The sequence below is a fragment of the Bacillus sp. LB7 genome, from assembly GCF_030449715.1.
GTDB lineage: Bacteria > Bacillota > Bacilli > Bacillales > Bacillaceae > Bacillus > Bacillus paralicheniformis.
Map to the genome: position 1 here is coordinate 39266 of NZ_JASGCA010000009.1, position 18930 is coordinate 58195.

The following is an 18930-nucleotide window of genomic DNA, read 5'->3' on the forward strand; positions in this document are numbered from 1 at the left end:
GGCGGTTTTAGCGTCCGGAAGAATAGAGGGCGAAAAAAATGAACAAAGACCAAACACTTGCAAAACGGAGCCGGAAGGCAGCGCTGTTATCGATGATTCCCGGTGCTGGCCAGATTGCAAACCGGCAGTTTTCAAAGGGGATCCTTTTTCTTGTCATCACAGGCTTGTTTATTTGTGAGTTAGCGGTTTTCGGTTATCAGGCGCTGATCGGCCTCGCGACGCTGGGGACTGTCCCGGGAGAAGATCACTCGCTGTTTCTGTTGATAGAGGGCACGCTGCAATTGATATTGACGCTCGTTTTTCTGATGTTTTACATCTTTAATCTGTATGATGCCCGGAAGACCGCCGCGATGAAAGCGGCGGGTTTGAAAATCAGCGAGACGGCCGGGGACATGATCAGAAATACAGGTGACAAAGGGTTTCCGTATTTATTTACGTTGCCGGCATACCTCATGATGGTGTTTGTAATTATTTTTCCGGTGCTGGTGACTCTGTTTATCGCGTTTACAAACTACGATTTTTATCATATTCCGCCTAACAGTCTCATCGACTGGGTCGGCTTTAAAAATTTCATGAATATCTTTTTCCTTGGCTCATATCGGCAAACATTCGCCGATGTACTGGGCTGGACGATCATCTGGACGATCTGTGCGACAACGCTGCAAATTGTTCTCGGCATCGTGACAGCGTTGGTCGTCAATCAAAACTTTATTAAAGGCAAGCGGATGTTCCGGATCATCTTCCTGCTTCCGTGGGCCGTTCCGGCATTTATTACGATTATGAGCTTTGCCAACATTTTCAACGACTCGGCGGGCGCGATGAACGTCCAGGTGATCCCGCTTTTGAACCAGCTTCCGTTCGTCGATATCCCGGCTGTCGCATGGAAGACCGATCCGTTCTGGACGAAGACGGCTTTGATTATGATTCAGACGTGGCTCGGTTTTCCATACATTTATGTCATGGTGACAGGGGTGCTTCAGGCGATTCCCGGAGAGCTTTATGAAGCGGCAAAGATTGACGGCGCGACATTTATTCAGCGCTTTAAACACATTACGCTGCCGATGATTTTATTTGCGACCGCACCGGTGATGATTACCCAGTATACGTTTAATTTCAATAACTTCTCGATCATCTATTTATTTAATGAGGGCGGTCCGGGGAGTGCGGGGGCCGGAGCCGGGTCAACCGACATCTTAATATCCTGGATCTATAAGCTGACGACGGGAACGTCGCCGCAGTATTCCGTGGCGGCTGCTGTCACACTGCTCATTTCTTTCATTGTCATCGGGGTTTCCCTGATTGCTTTTAAGAAATCGAATGCCTTCGGCAATGAGGAGGTCATGTAGATGAGAGGGATTTTCAAAAATACGCGGTTCACCGGGATGTTGAACAAAGTTTCGACCTATATATTTTTAACGTTTTTAAGCATCGTGATTATTTATCCGCTTTTGATCACGGCATCATCCGCATTTCGGGTCGGGAATGTAGCGGCTTTTACACTCGATTTTTCGGGCGCATGGACATTGGACCACTTTAAGCGGCTGTTTCAAGAGACGCTTTACCTCAACTGGTACGGGAATACGCTTGTGATCGCGCTGTCTGTCATGGTGTTCCAGGTGACGATTGTGACGCTTGCCGGCTATACGTACAGCCGCTACCGGTTTGCGGGCCGAAAAAAGAGCCTCATTTTCTTTTTGATCATTCAAATGGTGCCGACGATGGCGGCGCTGACCGCTTTTTACGTCCTGGCCATGCTGATCGGAGCTTTGGACCAATATTGGTTTTTGACTGCCATCTATATCGGCGGCGGAATTCCGATGAACACATGGCTGATGAAGGGCTACTTTGATACAGTGCCGAGAGAAATCGATGAAGCGGCGCGAATTGACGGAGCAGGGCACCTGCGGATCTTTGCTTCGGTCGTTCTACCGCTTGTGAAACCGATGCTTGCAGTCCAGGCACTGTGGGCGTTTATGGGGCCGTTCGGCGACTATCTGCTGGCGAAGTTTCTGCTTCGCTCGCCGGAAAGCCTGACCATCGCCGTCGGTTTGCAGACATTCATCTCCAATCCGCAGCAGCAAAAAGTCGCGCTGTTTGCAGCGGGCGCGATTCTTGCGGCTCTGCCGATTTGCATCTTGTTCTTCTTTCTCCAAAAGAACTTTGTGTCCGGTTTGACATCCGGCGGAACGAAGGGATAAACCGATGAACGACATAAGAAACGAAAAGCTGATCGTCCGCTTTCTTAAAGCAACGGCATCACCGGCGGGCGTCATGCGCTGCAAACATGCATTCAGCTGGCTCGAAATTTCTTTTCTGTTTATGTTTTTGACGGCTTGTTTAACGGCGCCCGTGACGATTGCGTTGATGAAAATGGACCGCTTCAACGCCGGGGATTTGCTGCCAAACGTTGTTCAAAAGGCTGACGCGGCATTCATCAAACAATTAAAAGGCTACCAATTGACAAACGGGAGATTGACAGGCACAGACGAGCTGTACCGTGTGGAGAAAGAGAAAACCTTGCTGGCGGTCGATTTGAAGAATGAATTGAAAACAAGCGGTGAGAACGGGCGGATAAAGGCGGAAGGCGGTTATCAAAACGCGCTCATCTTTCAGTCAGATCATCTGATCATCAGCGATCAAAGCGGAGCGGGGTTTTCTGTCCGCTATCCGGCAAAGGCCGGGCTGAATGATCTGGATGCCGATCATGTGGGGGATTTTATCGGTGCCATGTGGTTTGCCCAATATAAGCCGCTTATCATCATGCTGGCCTGTTCTGCGGTTTTCATCATCTCGCTTTTTGTAACGGCCGTTTTGGCGGGAGGCATCTGGATCTCCAAAAAATCCAACATGACCGGGATAAGGTCGTTTAAGGAAGCGGCCGCAGCGGCGGTGTGCGGATCAGCGCTTCCGGCAGCGGCTGCAATGGCTTTTGGTATGATCCGCTTTGACTTCATTATGATGCTGCTCATCCATTCGTGCGGAAGTGCTTTGATGGTCTCTTTCATCTTCAGGCATATATTCAAAACCCGCCACCACAACGAAAATCTACAGTCAGGAGGAAATCATGGTAAATCAGCGGCTATTTGAGATCGACCAGTGGAAAATCAAAACAAACCAATTTGAAAAGGAACATAAGCGGCTTCAGGAAAGTCTGACATCCTTGGCGAACGGCTATATGGGGATCAGGGGGAATTTTGAAGAAAGCTATTCAGGCGAAAGTCTCAAAGGCACATATATCGCAGGGGTTTGGTTCCCGGACAAAACGCGTGTCGGCTGGTGGAAAAACGGCTATCCCGAATATTTCGGGAAAGTCATCAATGCGATGAATTTCATCGGAATTGATGTATATGTAGACGACGAAAAAGTCGACCTCAATCAAAACGGCATCGAATCGTTTGATTTGGAGCTCAATATGAAAGAAGGCATCCTGCGGAGAAGCGCTGTCGTTCGTGTGAATCAAAAGGCTGTCAAAATTTCGTCGGAGCGCTTTCTTAGCCTTGATGTCCAGCAGCTGTGCGCGATTCATTATGAAGCAGAATGCCTGACCGATGAAGCGGTCATCACGCTTGTTCCTTATCTTGATGGACATGTCGCAAATGAGGATGCCAATTTCGAAGAGCAGTTTTGGCAGGAAGAAGCGAAAGGCGCTGAATCTCATCGCGGTCATCTCGTGACGAAAACGATTGAGAATCCATTTGGAACGCCGCGTTTTACGGTGGCTGCTTCAATGTACAACGTGACAGAAGGATATGCCAGCGAGCAATTTCAAACGGACGCGATGTACGCGGAAAACCGCTACTGTTACGAAGTGAAGCCGGGAACAAAGGCTTCTTTAAAAAAATTGGTCATTGTCACAACGTCCCGGGACTTTGAAGAAGCAGAGCTTTTAGTAAAGGGCAGGGCGCTTTTGGCTGATGTTCTTCAGCAGGGATATGAAGAAGCGAAGCGGAGGCATACCGAACACTGGATGGAAAGGTGGGCAAAAGCTGACATTGAAATTAAAGGGGATGATGAGCTTCAGCAGGGCATCCGGTACAACCTCTTTCAGCTTTTCTCGACATACTACGGAACCGATTCGCGCTTAAACATCGGGCCGAAAGGATTTACCGGCGAGAAATACGGCGGAGCTGCTTACTGGGATACTGAGGCGTACGCCGTTCCTGTGTATTTGGCGACGGCCGAGCCGGAGGTGACGAAGAACCTGCTGTTATACCGATATCATCATTTGGAGGCAGCTAAACGGAATGCGGCCAAACTGGGGCTGAAAGGGGCCCTTTATCCGATGGTGACCTTCACAGGCGATGAATGCCACAATGAATGGGAGATCACCTTCGAAGAAATTCACCGCAACGGCGCAATCTGTTATGCGATCTACAATTATGTCAATTACACAGGCGACCGTGACTATATGAAAGAATACGGGATAGACGTTCTCGTCGAAATCAGCAGATTTTGGGCTGACCGCGTCCACTTCTCAAAACGTAACAACAAATATATGATCCACGGTGTTACAGGGCCGAATGAATATGAAAACAATGTCAACAACAACTGGTATACGAATTTGATTGCGTCGTGGACGCTTGAGTACACGCTCGAAAACCTTGCTGTCCTCCCGGGAGAAAAACGCCGCCGGCTTGATATACGGGAAGCCGAAATCGAGAAGTGGAAGGATATCATTGCGAAAATGTACTATCCATACAGTGAGGAATTAAATATTTTTATTCAGCATGATACATTCCTGGATAAAGAGCTTCAGGCAACGGATGAGCTTGAAGCGACTGACCGCCCGCTCTATCAGAATTGGTCATGGGACAAAATTCTCCGCTCCAGTTTTATTAAGCAGGCTGATGTTCTGCAAGGCATTTATTTCTTTAATCACCGATTTACGAAGGAAGAAAAACGGCGCAACTTTGAATTTTATGAACCGATGACCGTTCATGAATCGAGCCTTTCGCCATCTGTACATGCGGTGCTGGCGGCTGAACTGAAAATGGAAAAGAAGGCGCTTGAACTGTATAAGCGTACAGCGAGGCTTGATCTGGATAATTACAATCATGACACAGAGGAAGGGCTTCATATCACATCGATGACCGGAAGCTGGCTCGCGATCGTGCAAGGATTTGCCGGCATGCGGACCCAGGATGAGACGCTGTCGTTTGCTCCGTTTTTGCCGCAGGAATGGGACGGTTATTCGTTTAACATCAATTATCGGAACCGGCTAATCAATGTCCAGGTAGAGGAAAACAGCGTCGTCTTCAACCTTGTAAAAGGAGAACCGCTTTCCATGGCAGTTTATGGAGAGCAGATCGCACTGAACGGACGGTATGAAAGGAGGATGCCCGATGAGCCAATGGTGGAAAGAGGCAGTCGTGTATCAAATTTACCCGCGGAGTTTTTATGATTCCAACGGAGACGGATTCGGCGATTTGCAGGGCGTGATTCAAAAGCTCGATTATATCAAAAGCCTCGGAGCCGATGTTATCTGGCTGTGTCCTGTGTTTGATTCTCCGCAGGATGACAACGGCTACGACATCAGCGACTACAGAAGCATATACGAGAAGTTCGGGACGAACGAAGATATGTTTCAATTGATTGATGAAGTGCATAAACGCGGAATGAAAATCATCATGGATCTTGTCGTGAACCACACATCTGATGAACATGCCTGGTTTGCCGAAAGCCGCAAGTCAAAGGACAATCCTTACCGTGATTATTATTTTTGGAAGGATCCAAAGGCGGACGGTTCAGAACCGAACAATTGGGGATCGATCTTTTCAGGGCCGGCGTGGAAATTCGATGAGCGGTCAGGGCAGTATTATCTTCACTACTTTTCGAACAAGCAGCCTGACTTAAACTGGGAGAATGAAGCCGTTCGCCGGGAAGTATACGATTTGATGACGTTTTGGATGGACAGAGGCGTCGACGGCTGGCGGATGGATGTGATCGGTTCCATTTCCAAATATGTCGACTTTCCCGATTATGAAACAGATGACAACCGTCCTTATGTCGTCGGCCGCTATCATTCAAACGGCCCCCGTCTGCACGAATTTATACAAGAGATGAACCGGGAAGTGCTGTCCCGTTACGACTGCATGACAGTCGGCGAAGCAAACGGCTCAGATGTTGAAGAAGCGATAAAATACACGGATCCAAGCAGACATGAGCTGAACATGATTTTTACATTTGAACATATGGACATCGATACAAAACAGCATTCGCCGAATGGGAAATGGCAGATGAAGCCGTTTGATCCGATCGCTTTAAAAAAGACGATGACGATGTGGCAGGCCGCTTTAATGGATGTCGGCTGGAACACGCTTTATTTCGAAAATCATGATCAGCCGAGGGTCATATCCCGCTGGGGCAATGACCGCGAACTGCGCAAACAATGCGCCAAAGCATTTGCAACGGTCTTGCACGGCATGAAGGGAACCCCGTTCATTTATCAGGGAGAAGAAATCGGCATGACAAACAGCGAGATGCCGCTCGAGATGTATGATGATCTCGAAATCAAAAACGCATACCGTGAACTTGTCCTCGAAAATAAAACGATGACAGAGGAAGACTTTCGAAAAGCCGTCGCGAAAAAAGGGCGGGATCATGCGAGAACGCCGATGCAATGGGATGATGGAAAACACGCGGGCTTCACAGATGGAGAGCCTTGGCTACCGGTAAATCCCCGCTATCAAGAAATCAATGTGAAAGAATCGCTCTCAGATGAAGATTCGATTTTCTATTATTATCAGAAGCTCATCGGGCTGCGCAAACAACATAAAGTCATCGTCTACGGAGACTACCGGCTGCTGCTTGAGGATGATCCGCAAATCTTTGCTTATATCCGCGAATACCAGGGCGAAAAGCTGTTAGTCGCCGTGAATTTGTCAGAAGAAAAGGCGCTGTTTCATGCTCCGCCGGAATTGCTTGAAGACAAGTGGGATGTGCTGTTATCCAATTACGCCCGCGAGCGGCTTAAGATAAGCGGCAGTATCGACATGGAACCCTATGAAGCTTTTATGATGATCAGCCGGGCAAAGGGTTCGACATTATGAAAGCGGTCATTTTTGACTTGGACGGCGTGATCACGGATACGGCCGAACATCATTATCTCGCTTGGAAACATACTGCCGAACAAATCGGCATTGAGATTGACCGGAGCTTTAATGAACGACTGAAAGGCATCGACAGAGAGCGGTCGCTTGACACGATTTTGATTCACGGCGGTGCGGCCGGAACGTATCGGGAGGCGGAGAAACAAGAGATCATGCGCCGGAAAAATCAATACTACCAAAAGCTGATCCAAACCTTGACCCCGCATGACCTGTTGCCGGGAATCGCCGGGCTTTTTGCCGAATTGAAAAAGGAAAATGTAAGCATCGCGTTAGCTTCGTCAAGCCGAAACGCGCCCGCTATTTTGCAACGGCTCGGGCTCATAGACGAATTTCATGCTGTCGTTGACCCGGCCGCGCTTGCTCACGGAAAGCCTGACCCCGAAATCTTTTTGACGGCCGCAGCGCTGCTCGGTGTACCTCCGTCTCAGTGTGCAGCAATCGAAGACGCTGAAGCCGGAATCGCCGCGATCAAATCCGCAGGGATGTTCGCCGTGGGAGTCGGTGAAGAGACATCGCTGAGCGGGGCCGATTTGATCGTGCCCAACACAAACGAGCTGACATTTGAGCTGCTGAAAGAAGGATGGCGGCGCTGTTGCTGCATAAGAGAAGAAAAATGAATCGAAAAATGGCAGGCCGCCGCTGGCGGCCTTATTTGCAATCAGAGAGGGGAGGGCAACATCAAGATCAGGACGGAGAGGAAGGCCGTTCGGATATGCTTTTTGCTGTTTATACAACGTTCTTAGCAATTCGGCTTCGAATCGAAACGATCAGGCGATTGGATACCGTCCTGTTGCAAATTTTAACGCCTGCGCTTTTCATGAAAAACAGCCTAATCGATCCTTTTAAAAGGATGATTAGGCTGAATGTTTATTGAGGCATTTGCAATTTGACAAACTTCCGTTTGCCGACTTGGATCATCATACCGTGTTCGACCGCCACATCCGCATGAATCGATTCTGCTTTGATGCCGTTGATTTTAACGCCGCCGTTTTGGATCATTCGGCGGGCTTCGCTTTTGGAAGGGAGGAGTCCGAGCGTCACCAATAAATCGGTGACAGGCACCGTTCCGCCACCTTGCCAGTGTACAGCCGTTATATTGTCGGGCGCGCTGTTTTGCTGAAAAACCTTTTTAAACTGCTGTTCGGCCGCTTCGGCTGCCTCGCTTCCATGATACATGTTGACGATGGTTTTCCCGAGAAGCATTTTCGCATCTCGCGGATGAACAGCCCCCGTTTCCAAATCTTTGACAAGGCGTTTGCCTCCAAATCGGTCGCAAGATGGATGTATTTTTTCATCAAACTGTCCGGAAGCGACATCGTTTTCCCGAACATTTCATGAGGGTCTTCATCGATGCCGATATAATTGTTCTTTGATTTCGACATTTTTTCAACGCCGTCAAGTCCTTCAAGCAGCGGCATAAGAATGACGACCTGTTTTTCTTTTCCGTACTTTTCCTGAAAGTGTCTGCCCATGAGCACGTTAAAATGCTGATCCGTTCCGCCCAGTTCGATATCGCTGTCCAGAACGACCGAATCATATCCCTGCATCAACGGGTAAAAGAACTCATGAAGCGAAATCGGCTTTTGCATGGCAATTCTTTCTTCAAAATCATCGCGTTCCATTAAACGGGCGACGGTAATTTTGCCGGCGAGCGCAATGACCTCTTCAAAGGTTAATCGTTTCAGCCATTTTGAGTTGTAGTGAAGCTCGACTTTGCTCTGATCAAGGACTTTTCCAAACTGTTGAAAGTATGTTCCGGCATTGCGGCGGACTTCTTCGTCCGTCAGCTGTTTCCTGGCGGCGGATTTTCCGGTCGGATCGCCGATTTTTCCTGTGAAATCCCCGATCAGGAGCTGGACGATATGACCGTTTTCCTGAAATTGGCGCAGCTTATTCAAGACGACGGTGTGGCCCAAATGGACGTCAGGCGCAGACGGGTCGAGGCCAAGCTTAATTTTCAGCGGTTCGCCGGTCAAAATCGATTTGGCCAGCTTTGCCCGCAGCTCTTCCGGGGGAATGACCTCCTCCGCTCCGTCCATATATAAGTGAAGCTGCCTTTCGACTTCCCGCTTCTCGGCAGTTGTCAGTTGATCAAATTGTTGCTGCATGATAACTCCTCCTTTTTTTGTATAAAAAAAGAGCCTCATCCCGATAAGGGACGTGGCTCAAATGCACGCGGTACCACCCTGGTTGAAGACTTTCATCTTCCGCTTTATTTCAGATAACGGTTTCCCGTTCTTTGCTACTTAAGGTTCACAAAGAAAGCTCAGGGAGGTAATTCACGTCTGTCTTTGCACCGGCTCGCACCAGCCGCCGGCTCTCTGGAACAGGGAGACAGTCCGCTACTTGTTCCCGTCGTTGCTTATGGTTGATGAAGATTGTCGTTCACTTTTCGAAGGAGCTCGATCAATGTATTCTGCTCCTCTTTTGTCATGCCCTTGATCAGCATTGTTTCCCCTTTGTGGAACGCCGGATAGAGCTCTTCAATAGCGGCTTTTCCTTCAGGGGTGATCTCGGCGTATACGTGTCTGCGGTCTCTCGGATCCGCGCTTTTTCCGCAAAAGTTCTTTTTTTCAAGCGTTTTAATGACATTGCTCGCAGTGGCTGTTGAAATGCCTGACAGTTCAGCGAGTTTTCTCGTTTCAAGCCTGCCCCATACCCATAGATCGTAAAGAATCGAAAAAGCCGTCCATGACAATTGATATGAGGAAAGGATCTCGGTCTCCATTTTGACGCGGAGCTTTTGCGCTGACCGGTAAAGATTGGTGGCGACCGAAATGGCTTCAAGATTCAAGGACTCGATCGGCATGCGTTTCAGCTTGATGAGTGTGTCGTGTTCTTCCTGTCGAAGATGGGGGGATCTATCCAATCGTGACGCCTGCCTTTTTATTTTCAGAATCATTAGCTATGAAACGAATTTTAACAGATGGTTTTCATCCATGCAAGCCCTTTTTTAATATGACGAAAAAAGCCGGCATCATGATGATGACCGGCACTTGTTTCAGCTATTTTTTGGTGATCTGTTTGCGGCGTACTTCAATCCGGTCCCCTTTTTGAATACTGTCATACTGTTTTTTCGAGACGAGGACGGCATGTTCGTTTCCGTTTTGATCTTCAATCAACAGCCAATATCTTTTTTCTTTTCGTTCAGAGAGCGATTTTTCTTTGATTCCGGCGGTGCGGAGTATGTTTTTTTGTTCTGCTGTATATCCGCCCGCGTGGAAGATCATCCAGTATGGAAAGTAGTAATTCAAAAAGGCTGATCCAGCAGGATTTTGATTGAGTGTCCGCTTGATACTCCCTTTGTACAGGGCATTGGACGGCAATGTCCGCTGGATGGCGTTGAACTGACTGCTCTTGTTTAAATATCGTTGGCTCGCAGACTGATTCATATAACTGCGCATTCTCTGGTTGACTGAACCCGCGCGTGTTTTTAGAGAGCTGTTATTAGCCGAGGAACTCGAAGCCTTGGTTCCGGATGTTCCTGTGCTGCCTGCTGCCTCTGCTTGAGCAAAAGGCACCAGGAGGGACAGCGCCATGATCAAAATAAGAGGAGCGCTTTTTTTCTTCATTGTTCATCACTGCTTTTTTGTTCCACTTTATCTTTGACAACGCCCTCAAGCGGCTCCTGGTCATATTTGATGTATGGGGGACGGTAGATGAAGGCTTCATGATCACGGATTTTAATATAAGGCTGTTCGACATTTTCCACATTTTCTACATATTTTTTGAAAGTCTCCGTCTTGTCTTTTCCATCTTTCACGTATGATACTTTCAGTAATGGTGCTTTGTCGGATTCGCTGTCATTCACGTAATCAAACCATAAAAGATCGTATTTTTGAATGGATTGGTCTTCTGCGACCTCCTGTGAACGGTCTGAAGCGGATGATGAACATCCTGACAGGGGAACGGCGAAAAGCATCGCAGCCGCGGATAACGAGATCAGTTTCGATTTTTTCACTGTAATCATCCTATTCATTTTGGTTTCTCTTTTATATACGAACGATCCTGGCAAAGGTGTCATCTGTTCTTGATAGTTTGGTAGAAAACTGGGCGTAATAATTGCATTTTAAACGTAAACAAACTGTAAAATACCATTTCTATGAAAAAAGGTATAATTTGAATGTCGGAAAAAAATCCCATTCACGGAGGATATTTTTATATGAAGAAGATACTTTTTTCTGTTTTTGTTTTGGCAGGCAGCTTGCTATTGGCATTCAATTTTGCCGGTGAAGCGAGTGCTAAAACGAAAAAAGTCAGCGGCTACATCACTTGGTACAACGGCGTGGGCAAAGTCGGCGCTGACGGCAAAAGGCTCGGCCATTGGGACTGCGCCACAAAGATGGGCTTCGATGTTCCGAGAAAAGGCACAAAAATAAGAGCCTATTCTAAAGCAAAACCAAAGAAAGTCATTACAGTCTATAAATATGATGTCGGCAGAATGCCGGGCGCTGTGTTGGATGTAAGCCCGAAAGCTTTTAGAGCTTTGGGATTTCCGACAAGCAAAGGAAAGGTAGCAGGACATTATACATATAAAAAATAGGAGAAAAGAAGCAAGAAAAATCGTTTTCTTGCTTCTTTCAATTGGCGGGGGCGAATATGAAAAAAGTCTTTGTGTTTTTGTTGGCGGCCGTCATTTTAGCCGCAGGCGCCTTTGCGGCCTTCAGCTATTTCGTCCCGGAAAAAGCGGAGCCGGCAAAGGGCGGCGGTTCAGACCTGCTCGTATCGATAACCGATCAGAAGCTGATGACCGCTTACTACGAAAATCAAAATAAGCTGTATGAAGAAAAGATGACGGATTACCCGGCTGTGGCATTAGACCGGAAAAAACGCATTCTTTATTATACGAACACCGATAACAGCAATGTGAAGCATTTGATCAGGCTCGATTTGCAGTCGGGCGAAAAAACAACCCTATATTCAGGGGATGAATATGTCGACGGGCTCAGTTTATCGGCGGACGGTTCAAAGCTGTTCATGAGATACAACCTTGCGGAGGAGAGAAATTTTCACCTCGCTTCCTTTGATTTAAAACAAAAGGCGTTTCACGTCATTTATCCATCGTTAAAAAACAAGGACGAGAGCGTCAGCTACTATCAGTACAACAAAGCTAACAATCAATTCGTTATCCTGCATTATTCATTGAAAGAAGACTATCAAAAAACAGATGAGGCGAACAGCAAAGGAGTGCCGCCCGAACCGACGAATATGAACATTTCTCTGGCGGATGAGAAAGGTCAGCAACAGGTGAAAACGATCGCAAAATTTATCAATGACACGGCAATTTCGCCGGATGGCAAAACGATCGTCTTTACAGAATCGGCTGATGATCAGAAGGCGATTTATGCGATGGATGCCGAAACGAAAAAATATAAAGCGATCATTTCAGATCAGCAGGCATTTTCATTAGTCGACTCAGCCCAGCCGCAATTCTCGAAAGATGGGAAAAAACTTTACTTTCTCGCTGAAGCAAAAGATGCGAAGCTGCTTGAAGATGAAACGGGGAGCGAAGCAAGGGTGAGAACGATTTATTCATATGATATGGATACGAATAAAGTGAGCAAAGCCTGGGAAAAAACAAACGGGATTATCAACACCTTTACCGTCATTGACGAATAACGATCATCAGCCGGCACAAACAGACTGTGCCGGCTGATTTTTTATCATGAGCCGTTTGCCTGAGACGCTGCGGCCGAGCTCGTCATAATCGCGATTGCTGCCGTCTGCTGTGCTTGAATAACGGCTTCAAGCGTTTGATAAAGTCCTGTTTCCAGAAGCGCCGAATCTTCTGTTTTTTCGCTCATGTACAAGTTGGCGGCTGTTTTCAGATTCATGTCTTTCTGCCACCTGAACAGTTTATCGCTGTTCAATGCGCCTGCCATGATTGTGATGGCATCTATGTCTTTTTCACCGTTCTCAAGCAACGCAAGCAGTCCGATTTCCGGGTAATGGACAGACTTCGGTCTTCTATGCTTTTTTGTCAATTCATTGTATATCCGAAGGGAGCGGGCGACAAGCTGATCGGAATCCCGCTCCGGCAAAAGCGAGAGGATGTGGCTGAGAAACTGCAAATCGTTCCCTTTGCGAAAACCCGCTTGGTTCAGCTTTTGGTAAAACGCTTCGATATAGTCAATCAGTTCACCCGTCTCCATGTCTGAACCGGCCAAAAGCACGGCGAGCGGGTAGTCGCCGGCAGATGTTAAAAAGACGTGCTTGTCCTTCATTCCTTTGTAAATAGACAAAGCCCGATTGATTTTGTCTTCATGATCATGCTCATCAGGATATTTTGTCAAAAGGATAAGTGCGGACAAGTAGGTGAAAATACTTTTTTTGAATCCGTTGTCGGTCAGTTTTTCATAAAGTATGAAAAAAGGTCTGATATGCGTTTCAGGTTCTTCGAAGCGCACGTCAAACATAGCGGCGAATGTATAGCGATGGGCCGACTTTAACGGCGAAAATGTCCCGGCGGCCTGTTTGACGGCCTCACTAAGCGTTAAAAACCGTTCTTTATCAAAAGGCCGCTTGTTGACGACATACATGGAAGCAATCATCATCAATGTCCGCTGATCTGTGACTTTCCATTTCAAATCGCTTTTTAACTCAGAGTAAATTGCTTTATATTGATCCAATCGCTGCTGCAGTTTAGCAGATGCCATTTATCTGTCTCCTTCCTCGGTTTGCGTCGTTTTTGTATATACGAAGCAAAGGGAAATAAGTTTCATAGATTTGGCATCATACCGGGCTTTTGCTTAATAATATGGAAAAGGATACAGCGCAGCAATAAAAACAAACGGGAAGATCCTTCTCCTGAATCGTCGGAATCGCCGGCGCGGATATCCGTATCCGCCGTAAAACTGCCTTTTATCTGTCACGTCTTCGGGAATGAGGAGAGATGCTTCCTGACGGTTCACCCCTTCAAGGATGCCGTGAACGGAACGGCCGTCCTTCATTTTCAGCACGACGTGATAGTGCATGTATTTGCGGCATAAATCATGCAAAGACCTTTGATGATCATGAGGCATTGAGCAAACGGCATCTTTCGGAACACTCATATTCCTTTCCATCTCCTTTTAGATTCATGGTATTCATCAAATGGATGAATGTTCCGGCTTGGAACGGTGAAGCCGTGATATATGTAAAAAAGCCGATATAAATCGGCTTTAAAGATCAATGGTCAGCACTTCTTTCTGCGGCACTTGAAACGGTCGTCATCATCATCAGAAAAACACTTTCTTTTTCTGCATTTGAACCGGTCATCGTCAGAGCTGCGGGTTGTATCCGTTGTATCCGTTTTATTCGTTTTATCCGCTTTATCGGTATCCGCCGAACGCAGTGCGTTCCTTGACTGTCTTTCTTTTTCCCGCTCAGGGCTGTATGGATCGTAATTGTCATAGTACTCTTCGTAGCTGTTCATTTTGAGGCAATCACCTGCCTTTGACTCATGATATGATAATGTATTATAAAGAGAGGCGATTTGCCTGTGCATATATAATGGTTTGTTGTGCCGTAAATAAGCTGATCAACTGACAAAATTCAACATTGAATAAAGGATTTTTTGCTTCAACCGCTAATATTATATGTATCAACCATTTTTTTACGACTGCGCCTGTCGGTGCTTGCGAGAAAGCATTCAGGCGGACAGTCTGATAGGATAGAAGGGGCGGAATGCCGATGAAGCAATCCGGAAGTGAAGGAGAGTACTTATGAAAAATAGTAGAAAAAAAGAAATCTTATCGTGGGTGAAAACACTTGTCATAGCCGCCGCGCTTGTGATGGTTTGCCGCTATTTTCTGTTTACGCCGTCAACTGTTTTGGGAGATTCAATGTATCCGACTTTAGAGGACGGCAACATGGTCATGGTTAGTAAAATCAGCGATATTCAGCGCTTTGATAAAATTATTTTTCACGCGCCTGATTCGGATGAAAACTATGTGAAAAGGGTGATCGGCCTTCCGGGGGATACGATCGAAATGAAGGACGATGTCCTTTATATCAACGGAAAAGCATACGATGAGCCTTATTTAAAGAAAAACAAACAAAAGTTGACGCTTCATGAACATTTAACAGATAATTTCACACTGGAGAAATTGACCGGCAAACAAAAGGTGCCGGAAGATCACTTGTTCGTGATGGGTGATAACCGTCAAAACAGTAAGGACAGCCGCTTTTTCGGATTTATTACAATGGACTCCGTTGTCGGCAAAGTTGAGTTCCGTTATTTTCCTTTCAATGAGATCGGCGGAATAGAATAGAAACGAAAAAGGCTTCCCATGATACGAATGGGGAGTTTTTTTAGCATTCGCACATTTTGGAGAGCAGGCGGTTTGAAACATTGTCTGTACAGTGAAATAATGAAAAAAGAAGTTGGACAACAAGGAGGATGAGCAGATGAAAGTGTTTGTAGTGGGGGCGAACGGACAAATCGGGCGCCGCTTGACGAAAAGTTTGAATGAGAGCGACGAACATCAAGTCAGAGCAATGGTGAGAAACGAAGAGCAGGCGCAGGCTTTGAAACAATCGGGAACAGAAACCGCGCTCGCTAATTTAGAAGGCACCGTGGAAAGCATCGCAGAAGCGGCGAAAGGCTGCGACGCGATTGTCTTTACCGCCGGCTCAGGCGGCAAAACGGGCGCTGATAAAACGCTTTTGGTGGATTTGGATGGGGCGGTTAAAACGATCGAAGCCGCCGAAAAAGCGGGCATCCGCCGATTTATTATGGTCAGCACATTGCAGGCACACCGCCGTGAAAATTGGAGTGAAGCGTTAAAGCCGTATTATGTCGCCAAACATTATGCGGATCGGATTCTTGAAGGCAGCGGATTAAACTACACGATTATCCGTCCGGGAGGCCTGTTAAACGAACCGGGTACAGGCCGGGTGAAAGCGGCGGAAAACCTTGAGCGCAGAACGATTCCGCGAGAAGATGTGGCTGATACCATCTTGGCGGCGCTCACCGAAGAGCATACATTCCGGCGCTCATTCGATTTGGTTTCGGGTGATCAAACGCCCGCCGAGGCGCTTAAATCGATATAAAAGTAATTCGGGGAACCTGTGGTCAGAAGGTTCCCCGGCGTTTTTACAGAAGCGGAATATAGATGGTCATCTTCATCTCGTTCGGCGGCACCGATCGGCACACATCGGTCACTTCAAAGTCCGGTCCTTCTGTTCTCTCGTAATTGGTATTCATCAGCCATGATCCATAGATGTATCTTCTTGTGTTCTGCACGGATTCGGTCGATCCGTTCACATGAAATACGGCGTATTTGCCGCCGGGAATTTTCGTATACATAAGCGGCTCCGGCACTTCTCCGGCTGCTGTTTCGCGAACGGCTTCCCCGATGATAAATGAGAAACCTCCGTCATCCTGGAAGCGGCATGACAGCCCGTAACACATATTCGGATCCGTTTTTTGAGGGATTTGCATAAAGTATCCATTTCTGCCGAAATCGTTGTAGAATTTCGGGATATCTTCGAAATACTTTTCATCGTTTAAATTTGTCCGGTACTCATATCCGATCATATGTATATCGTTTAAATGAGTGATGTGCGGCTTTGGGATGTTCATATCTCCAGTCATCCTTTCTTTATATTCGAGAAAATTAATTTTAGTTTGAAAATCAAGTTTGACCTTTGCCTTGCGGTACTTGGCCGGAGTGATGCCGAAGTACTGTGAGAATGCCCTGCCGAAAGCTTCCTGTGAGCCATAGCCGAAATCGATTGCGATCTCGAGAATGGAACGGTTCGTTTTCTCAAGCAGAAGCGCAGCTTCAGACAGACGCCGGTTGCGAATGTACTGATAAACGGAAAAACCGGAGATCGCCTGAAAAAGCCTTTGAAAATGAAACGGGGAGAAACACGATTTAGCCGCAATATCCGTAATGTTTAAATCGTTTTGAAGGTGTTCTTCGATAAAATGAACCGCGTTTTGAATTCTTTCGTAATCATCCATATTCATCCACAGCCTTTACGATTTGATGATCCTATTGTACAGGATTAAGCGATGGTTTTTTTGATGATTTGTGCTTTTTTAAAAGCCTCCAAATGCGGAGGCTTTTTCTTATTGATGACGAACATCCGTCACTTCAAGGGGGCGCATCATATCGTAATCTTCGTGCTCCAGGATGTGGCAGTGCCAAACATATCTGCCGCTGTACGGCGCGAAGGTTGCGATAATGCGCGTCACCGAGCCCGGAGGTACTTTGACGGTGTCTTTCAGCCCTTTTTCATTCTGTGCCGGTGGAACCGCCGGACCTGTAAAGACAAGTTCTCTGTTTTCCTGATACCGCTCGATATCAAACGGCCGGTGGTCGAGAATCAAAAATTGGACAAGATGTAAATGGATCGGATGGATCGCCCTTCCGGCATTGATAATCGACCAGATCTCAGTGCTGCCGAGGGCGGGAGTTTCAGTTACCGGTTCATGCCATTTTGTGTTGTTTAAAAGCAGAACAGGCCTTCCATATTGGTCAAGGGACGCGCCCAATGACAGATTTCTAAGGGCATTGATCTTGTGTCTCCGGTAAAATGGGCGTTTTCTCAATATTCTCGGCAATGAACTTGTATCTTTTTGTTTCAATGGTTTTGAGATGCGGAATTGCATAATGTCGGCATCTGTATCGGGATCTGCGTCTTGTCCGCCGCAGCCGATCCGGTTTTTCAATGTCACGGTTTTTCCTTCAGCTCGTGAAAAATCAACGATGATATCGCACCTTTCAGCCGGTGCGATCACAAGTTCATTGACTTTAACCGGATGCTGCAGAAGACCTCCGTCCGTGCCGATTTGGTGAAATGTGATGTCATGATCGAAATACAGCTCAAAGATTCTCGTATTGGAGGCGTTCAGTATCCGAAACCGGTATTTTCGGGGTTCCAGTTCAGCAAAAGGCCATACCTTGCCGTTGACTAAAATGGTATCACCGCAAAAAGCCGGAACAATCGACGGGTCCGGAAGATCCGGCGAAGGGTTGTCAGGCTGCCGCGGATAAAACAATGAACCATCTTCATGAAAGGACTTATCCTGAATCAAGAGAGGAATTTCATATTCTCCCTTCGGCAAGTTCAACGACCGCTCTTCCCTGTCGCGGATAAAATATAAACCGACAAGCCCCGCATATACATTCAGCCTTGTAATCGCCATTGCATGGTCATGATACCAAAGAGCCGTAGCATCCTGCTCATTCGGATATTCATACACCTCCCTTTCAAAAAAAGGGCCTTTGACTTGAAAGTCTTTAGTGTACCAGGCTTCCGGGTAACCGTCGCTATCAGGCGGTGTCCGGCCTCCATGCAGATGAACGACCGTTTTGACTTCATGTTCATGATGGCCGTCGTCATGAATTGTATGGTCGACGGGGAGAAAATGATGATCCGGAAGCTTATTCAACCATTTGACCGCGACTTTTTCGTGTTTCTGCACTTCAAAGGTGGGGCCGGGATAGCCCCCGTTATATCCAAACAGCCGGGTCGGCGGCAGATCGCGGTGGAGCTGCTGCTGAAATTCTTTCATCGTGACTTCATAATAGGTCATTTCCTTGCTTTTGCTGTGGGGTTTAAGCACTTTCGGAATGGGGAGTTTGTCAACGAATTTTTCAAGTTTCATGTCTCACCTGTCCTCTTTTGTTCTAATGAAAAGATCATTACATTATAAGACGGGTTGCATGGTCTGGTTCCTCATGATGAGAATAAGAAATGTAATTTGTGCTGAGAATGTTAAAAAAAAGAATCGATCATGACAAGAAGATGAACAGAATATTTCCTAACGATTAAAAATCGCCTTAAGGCATGTTTCGCGGAGGAAGAAAGGCGGGGATGATGATACATT

At 46.9% G+C, this 18930-nt stretch carries 19 protein-coding genes, 1 pseudogene and 1 other annotated feature; of the genes and pseudogenes, 11 read left to right on the forward strand and 9 right to left on the reverse strand.

The features are described 5' to 3' along the window. The first annotated feature begins 38 nt into the window (after positions 1-38). From QMZ64_RS13130 to QMZ64_RS13160, 7 genes are read left to right on the forward strand one after another with little or no spacing between them, the layout of a single operon-like run. Positions 39-1346, forward strand: coding sequence for a carbohydrate ABC transporter permease (locus QMZ64_RS13130; protein ID WP_265627685.1), 1308 nt, complete (start codon positions 39-41; stop codon positions 1344-1346). Next, positions 1347-2198 (forward strand): sugar ABC transporter permease, encoded by an 852-nt coding sequence (locus QMZ64_RS13135; protein WP_165426214.1) that lies wholly within the window; start codon positions 1347-1349, stop codon positions 2196-2198. A gap of 4 nt (positions 2199-2202) precedes the next feature. Beyond that, positions 2203-3087: a DUF1189 domain-containing protein gene (locus QMZ64_RS13140; protein ID WP_265627684.1), complete on the forward strand. Its 885-nt coding sequence runs from the start codon at positions 2203-2205 to the stop codon at positions 3085-3087. After that, positions 3065-5401, forward strand: a complete 2337-nt coding sequence (locus QMZ64_RS13145; RefSeq protein WP_265627683.1) for a glycoside hydrolase family 65 protein — start codon at positions 3065-3067, stop codon at positions 5399-5401. The genes QMZ64_RS13140 and QMZ64_RS13145 overlap by 23 nt, the downstream gene beginning before the upstream one ends. Then, a complete protein-coding gene (locus QMZ64_RS13150) occupies positions 5343-7049 on the forward strand; it encodes a glycoside hydrolase family 13 protein (RefSeq protein ID WP_265627682.1) in 1707 nt (568 codons plus the stop codon). The genes QMZ64_RS13145 and QMZ64_RS13150 overlap by 59 nt, the downstream gene beginning before the upstream one ends. Further along, the gene (gene pgmB / locus QMZ64_RS13155) at positions 7046-7726 is read left to right on the forward strand and encodes a beta-phosphoglucomutase (RefSeq protein WP_265627681.1); all 681 of its coding nucleotides are present in this window, start codon (positions 7046-7048) and stop codon (positions 7724-7726) included. The genes QMZ64_RS13150 and pgmB overlap by 4 nt, the downstream gene beginning before the upstream one ends. Next, positions 7723-7983 carry a hypothetical protein gene (locus QMZ64_RS13160; protein WP_265627680.1) on the forward strand — a complete coding sequence of 87 codons (261 nt, stop codon included), beginning with the start codon at positions 7723-7725 and terminating at the stop codon, positions 7981-7983. Before pgmB ends, QMZ64_RS13160 begins: the two co-directional genes overlap by 4 nt. Here the strand turns inward: QMZ64_RS13160 and tyrS are convergent. The 4 genes and pseudogenes from tyrS to QMZ64_RS13180 form a co-directional block, all read right to left on the reverse strand. Beyond that, positions 7977-9217 (reverse strand): annotated as a pseudogene (tyrS, locus tag QMZ64_RS13165) (tyrosine--tRNA ligase). The gene QMZ64_RS13160 and the pseudogene tyrS sit on opposite strands and share 7 nt — an antisense overlap. Before the next feature lie 43 nt (positions 9218-9260). Then, positions 9261-9477 (reverse strand) — a binding site (T-box leader). After that, positions 9472-10011, reverse strand: a complete 540-nt coding sequence (locus QMZ64_RS13170) for a MarR family transcriptional regulator (RefSeq protein WP_265627678.1) — start codon at positions 10009-10011, stop codon at positions 9472-9474. It overlaps the preceding feature by 6 nt. Before the next feature lie 103 nt (positions 10012-10114). Further along, positions 10115-10681, reverse strand: coding sequence for a hypothetical protein (locus tag QMZ64_RS13175; protein ID WP_265627677.1), 567 nt, complete (start codon positions 10679-10681; stop codon positions 10115-10117). Next, positions 10678-11079, reverse strand: coding sequence for a hypothetical protein (locus QMZ64_RS13180; protein WP_265627852.1), 402 nt, complete (start codon positions 11077-11079; stop codon positions 10678-10680). The genes QMZ64_RS13175 and QMZ64_RS13180 overlap by 4 nt, the downstream gene beginning before the upstream one ends. 192 nt (positions 11080-11271) lie before the next feature. Here QMZ64_RS13180 and QMZ64_RS13185 point away from each other — a divergent pair, with 192 nt between their 5' ends. Then, positions 11272-11652, forward strand: coding sequence for an RlpA-like double-psi beta-barrel domain-containing protein (locus QMZ64_RS13185; RefSeq protein WP_020450411.1), 381 nt, complete (start codon positions 11272-11274; stop codon positions 11650-11652). A 56-nt stretch (positions 11653-11708) separates the two neighbouring features. Next, entirely contained in the window at positions 11709-12728 is a 1020-nt protein-coding gene (locus QMZ64_RS13190) for a TolB-like translocation protein (RefSeq protein WP_265627676.1), read from the forward strand. Positions 12729-12772: 44 nt separating this feature from the next. Here the strand turns inward: QMZ64_RS13190 and QMZ64_RS13195 are convergent, their stop codons facing one another. The 3 genes from QMZ64_RS13195 to QMZ64_RS13205 all read right to left on the reverse strand — a co-directional run bounded on the left by QMZ64_RS13195 (position 12773) and on the right by QMZ64_RS13205 (position 14523). Further along, complete coding sequence (locus QMZ64_RS13195) at positions 12773-13765, reverse strand: DUF4003 domain-containing protein (RefSeq protein ID WP_265627675.1); 993 nt, start codon at positions 13763-13765, stop codon at positions 12773-12775. A 93-nt stretch (positions 13766-13858) separates the two neighbouring features. Further along, positions 13859-14161, reverse strand: a complete 303-nt coding sequence (locus QMZ64_RS13200) for a small nuclear ribonucleoprotein (RefSeq protein ID WP_265627674.1) — start codon at positions 14159-14161, stop codon at positions 13859-13861. 122 nt (positions 14162-14283) lie between these two features. Next, a complete protein-coding gene (locus tag QMZ64_RS13205) occupies positions 14284-14523 on the reverse strand; it encodes a hypothetical protein (RefSeq protein WP_265627673.1) in 240 nt (79 codons plus the stop codon). Positions 14524-14812: 289 nt separating this feature from the next. Between QMZ64_RS13205 and lepB the strand changes: the two genes are divergently transcribed. Together lepB and QMZ64_RS13215 are read left to right on the forward strand one after the other, a co-directional pair. Beyond that, on the forward strand, positions 14813-15361 hold the full coding sequence (lepB, locus tag QMZ64_RS13210; RefSeq protein WP_243944167.1) for a signal peptidase I: 549 nt from the start codon (positions 14813-14815) through the stop codon (positions 15359-15361). Positions 15362-15497: 136 nt separating this feature from the next. Beyond that, on the forward strand, positions 15498-16142 hold the full coding sequence (locus tag QMZ64_RS13215) for an SDR family oxidoreductase (protein WP_026578946.1): 645 nt from the start codon (positions 15498-15500) through the stop codon (positions 16140-16142). A gap of 43 nt (positions 16143-16185) precedes the next feature. Here QMZ64_RS13215 and QMZ64_RS13220 read toward each other — a convergent pair whose 3' ends face one another. After that, the gene (locus tag QMZ64_RS13220) at positions 16186-17058 is read right to left on the reverse strand and encodes an AraC family transcriptional regulator (protein ID WP_265627671.1); all 873 of its coding nucleotides are present in this window, start codon (positions 17056-17058) and stop codon (positions 16186-16188) included. Positions 17059-17166: 108 nt separating this feature from the next. Next, positions 17167-18708, reverse strand: a complete 1542-nt coding sequence (locus tag QMZ64_RS13225; RefSeq protein ID WP_265627670.1) for a multicopper oxidase family protein — start codon at positions 18706-18708, stop codon at positions 17167-17169. Positions 18709-18930: the final 222 nt, after the last annotated feature.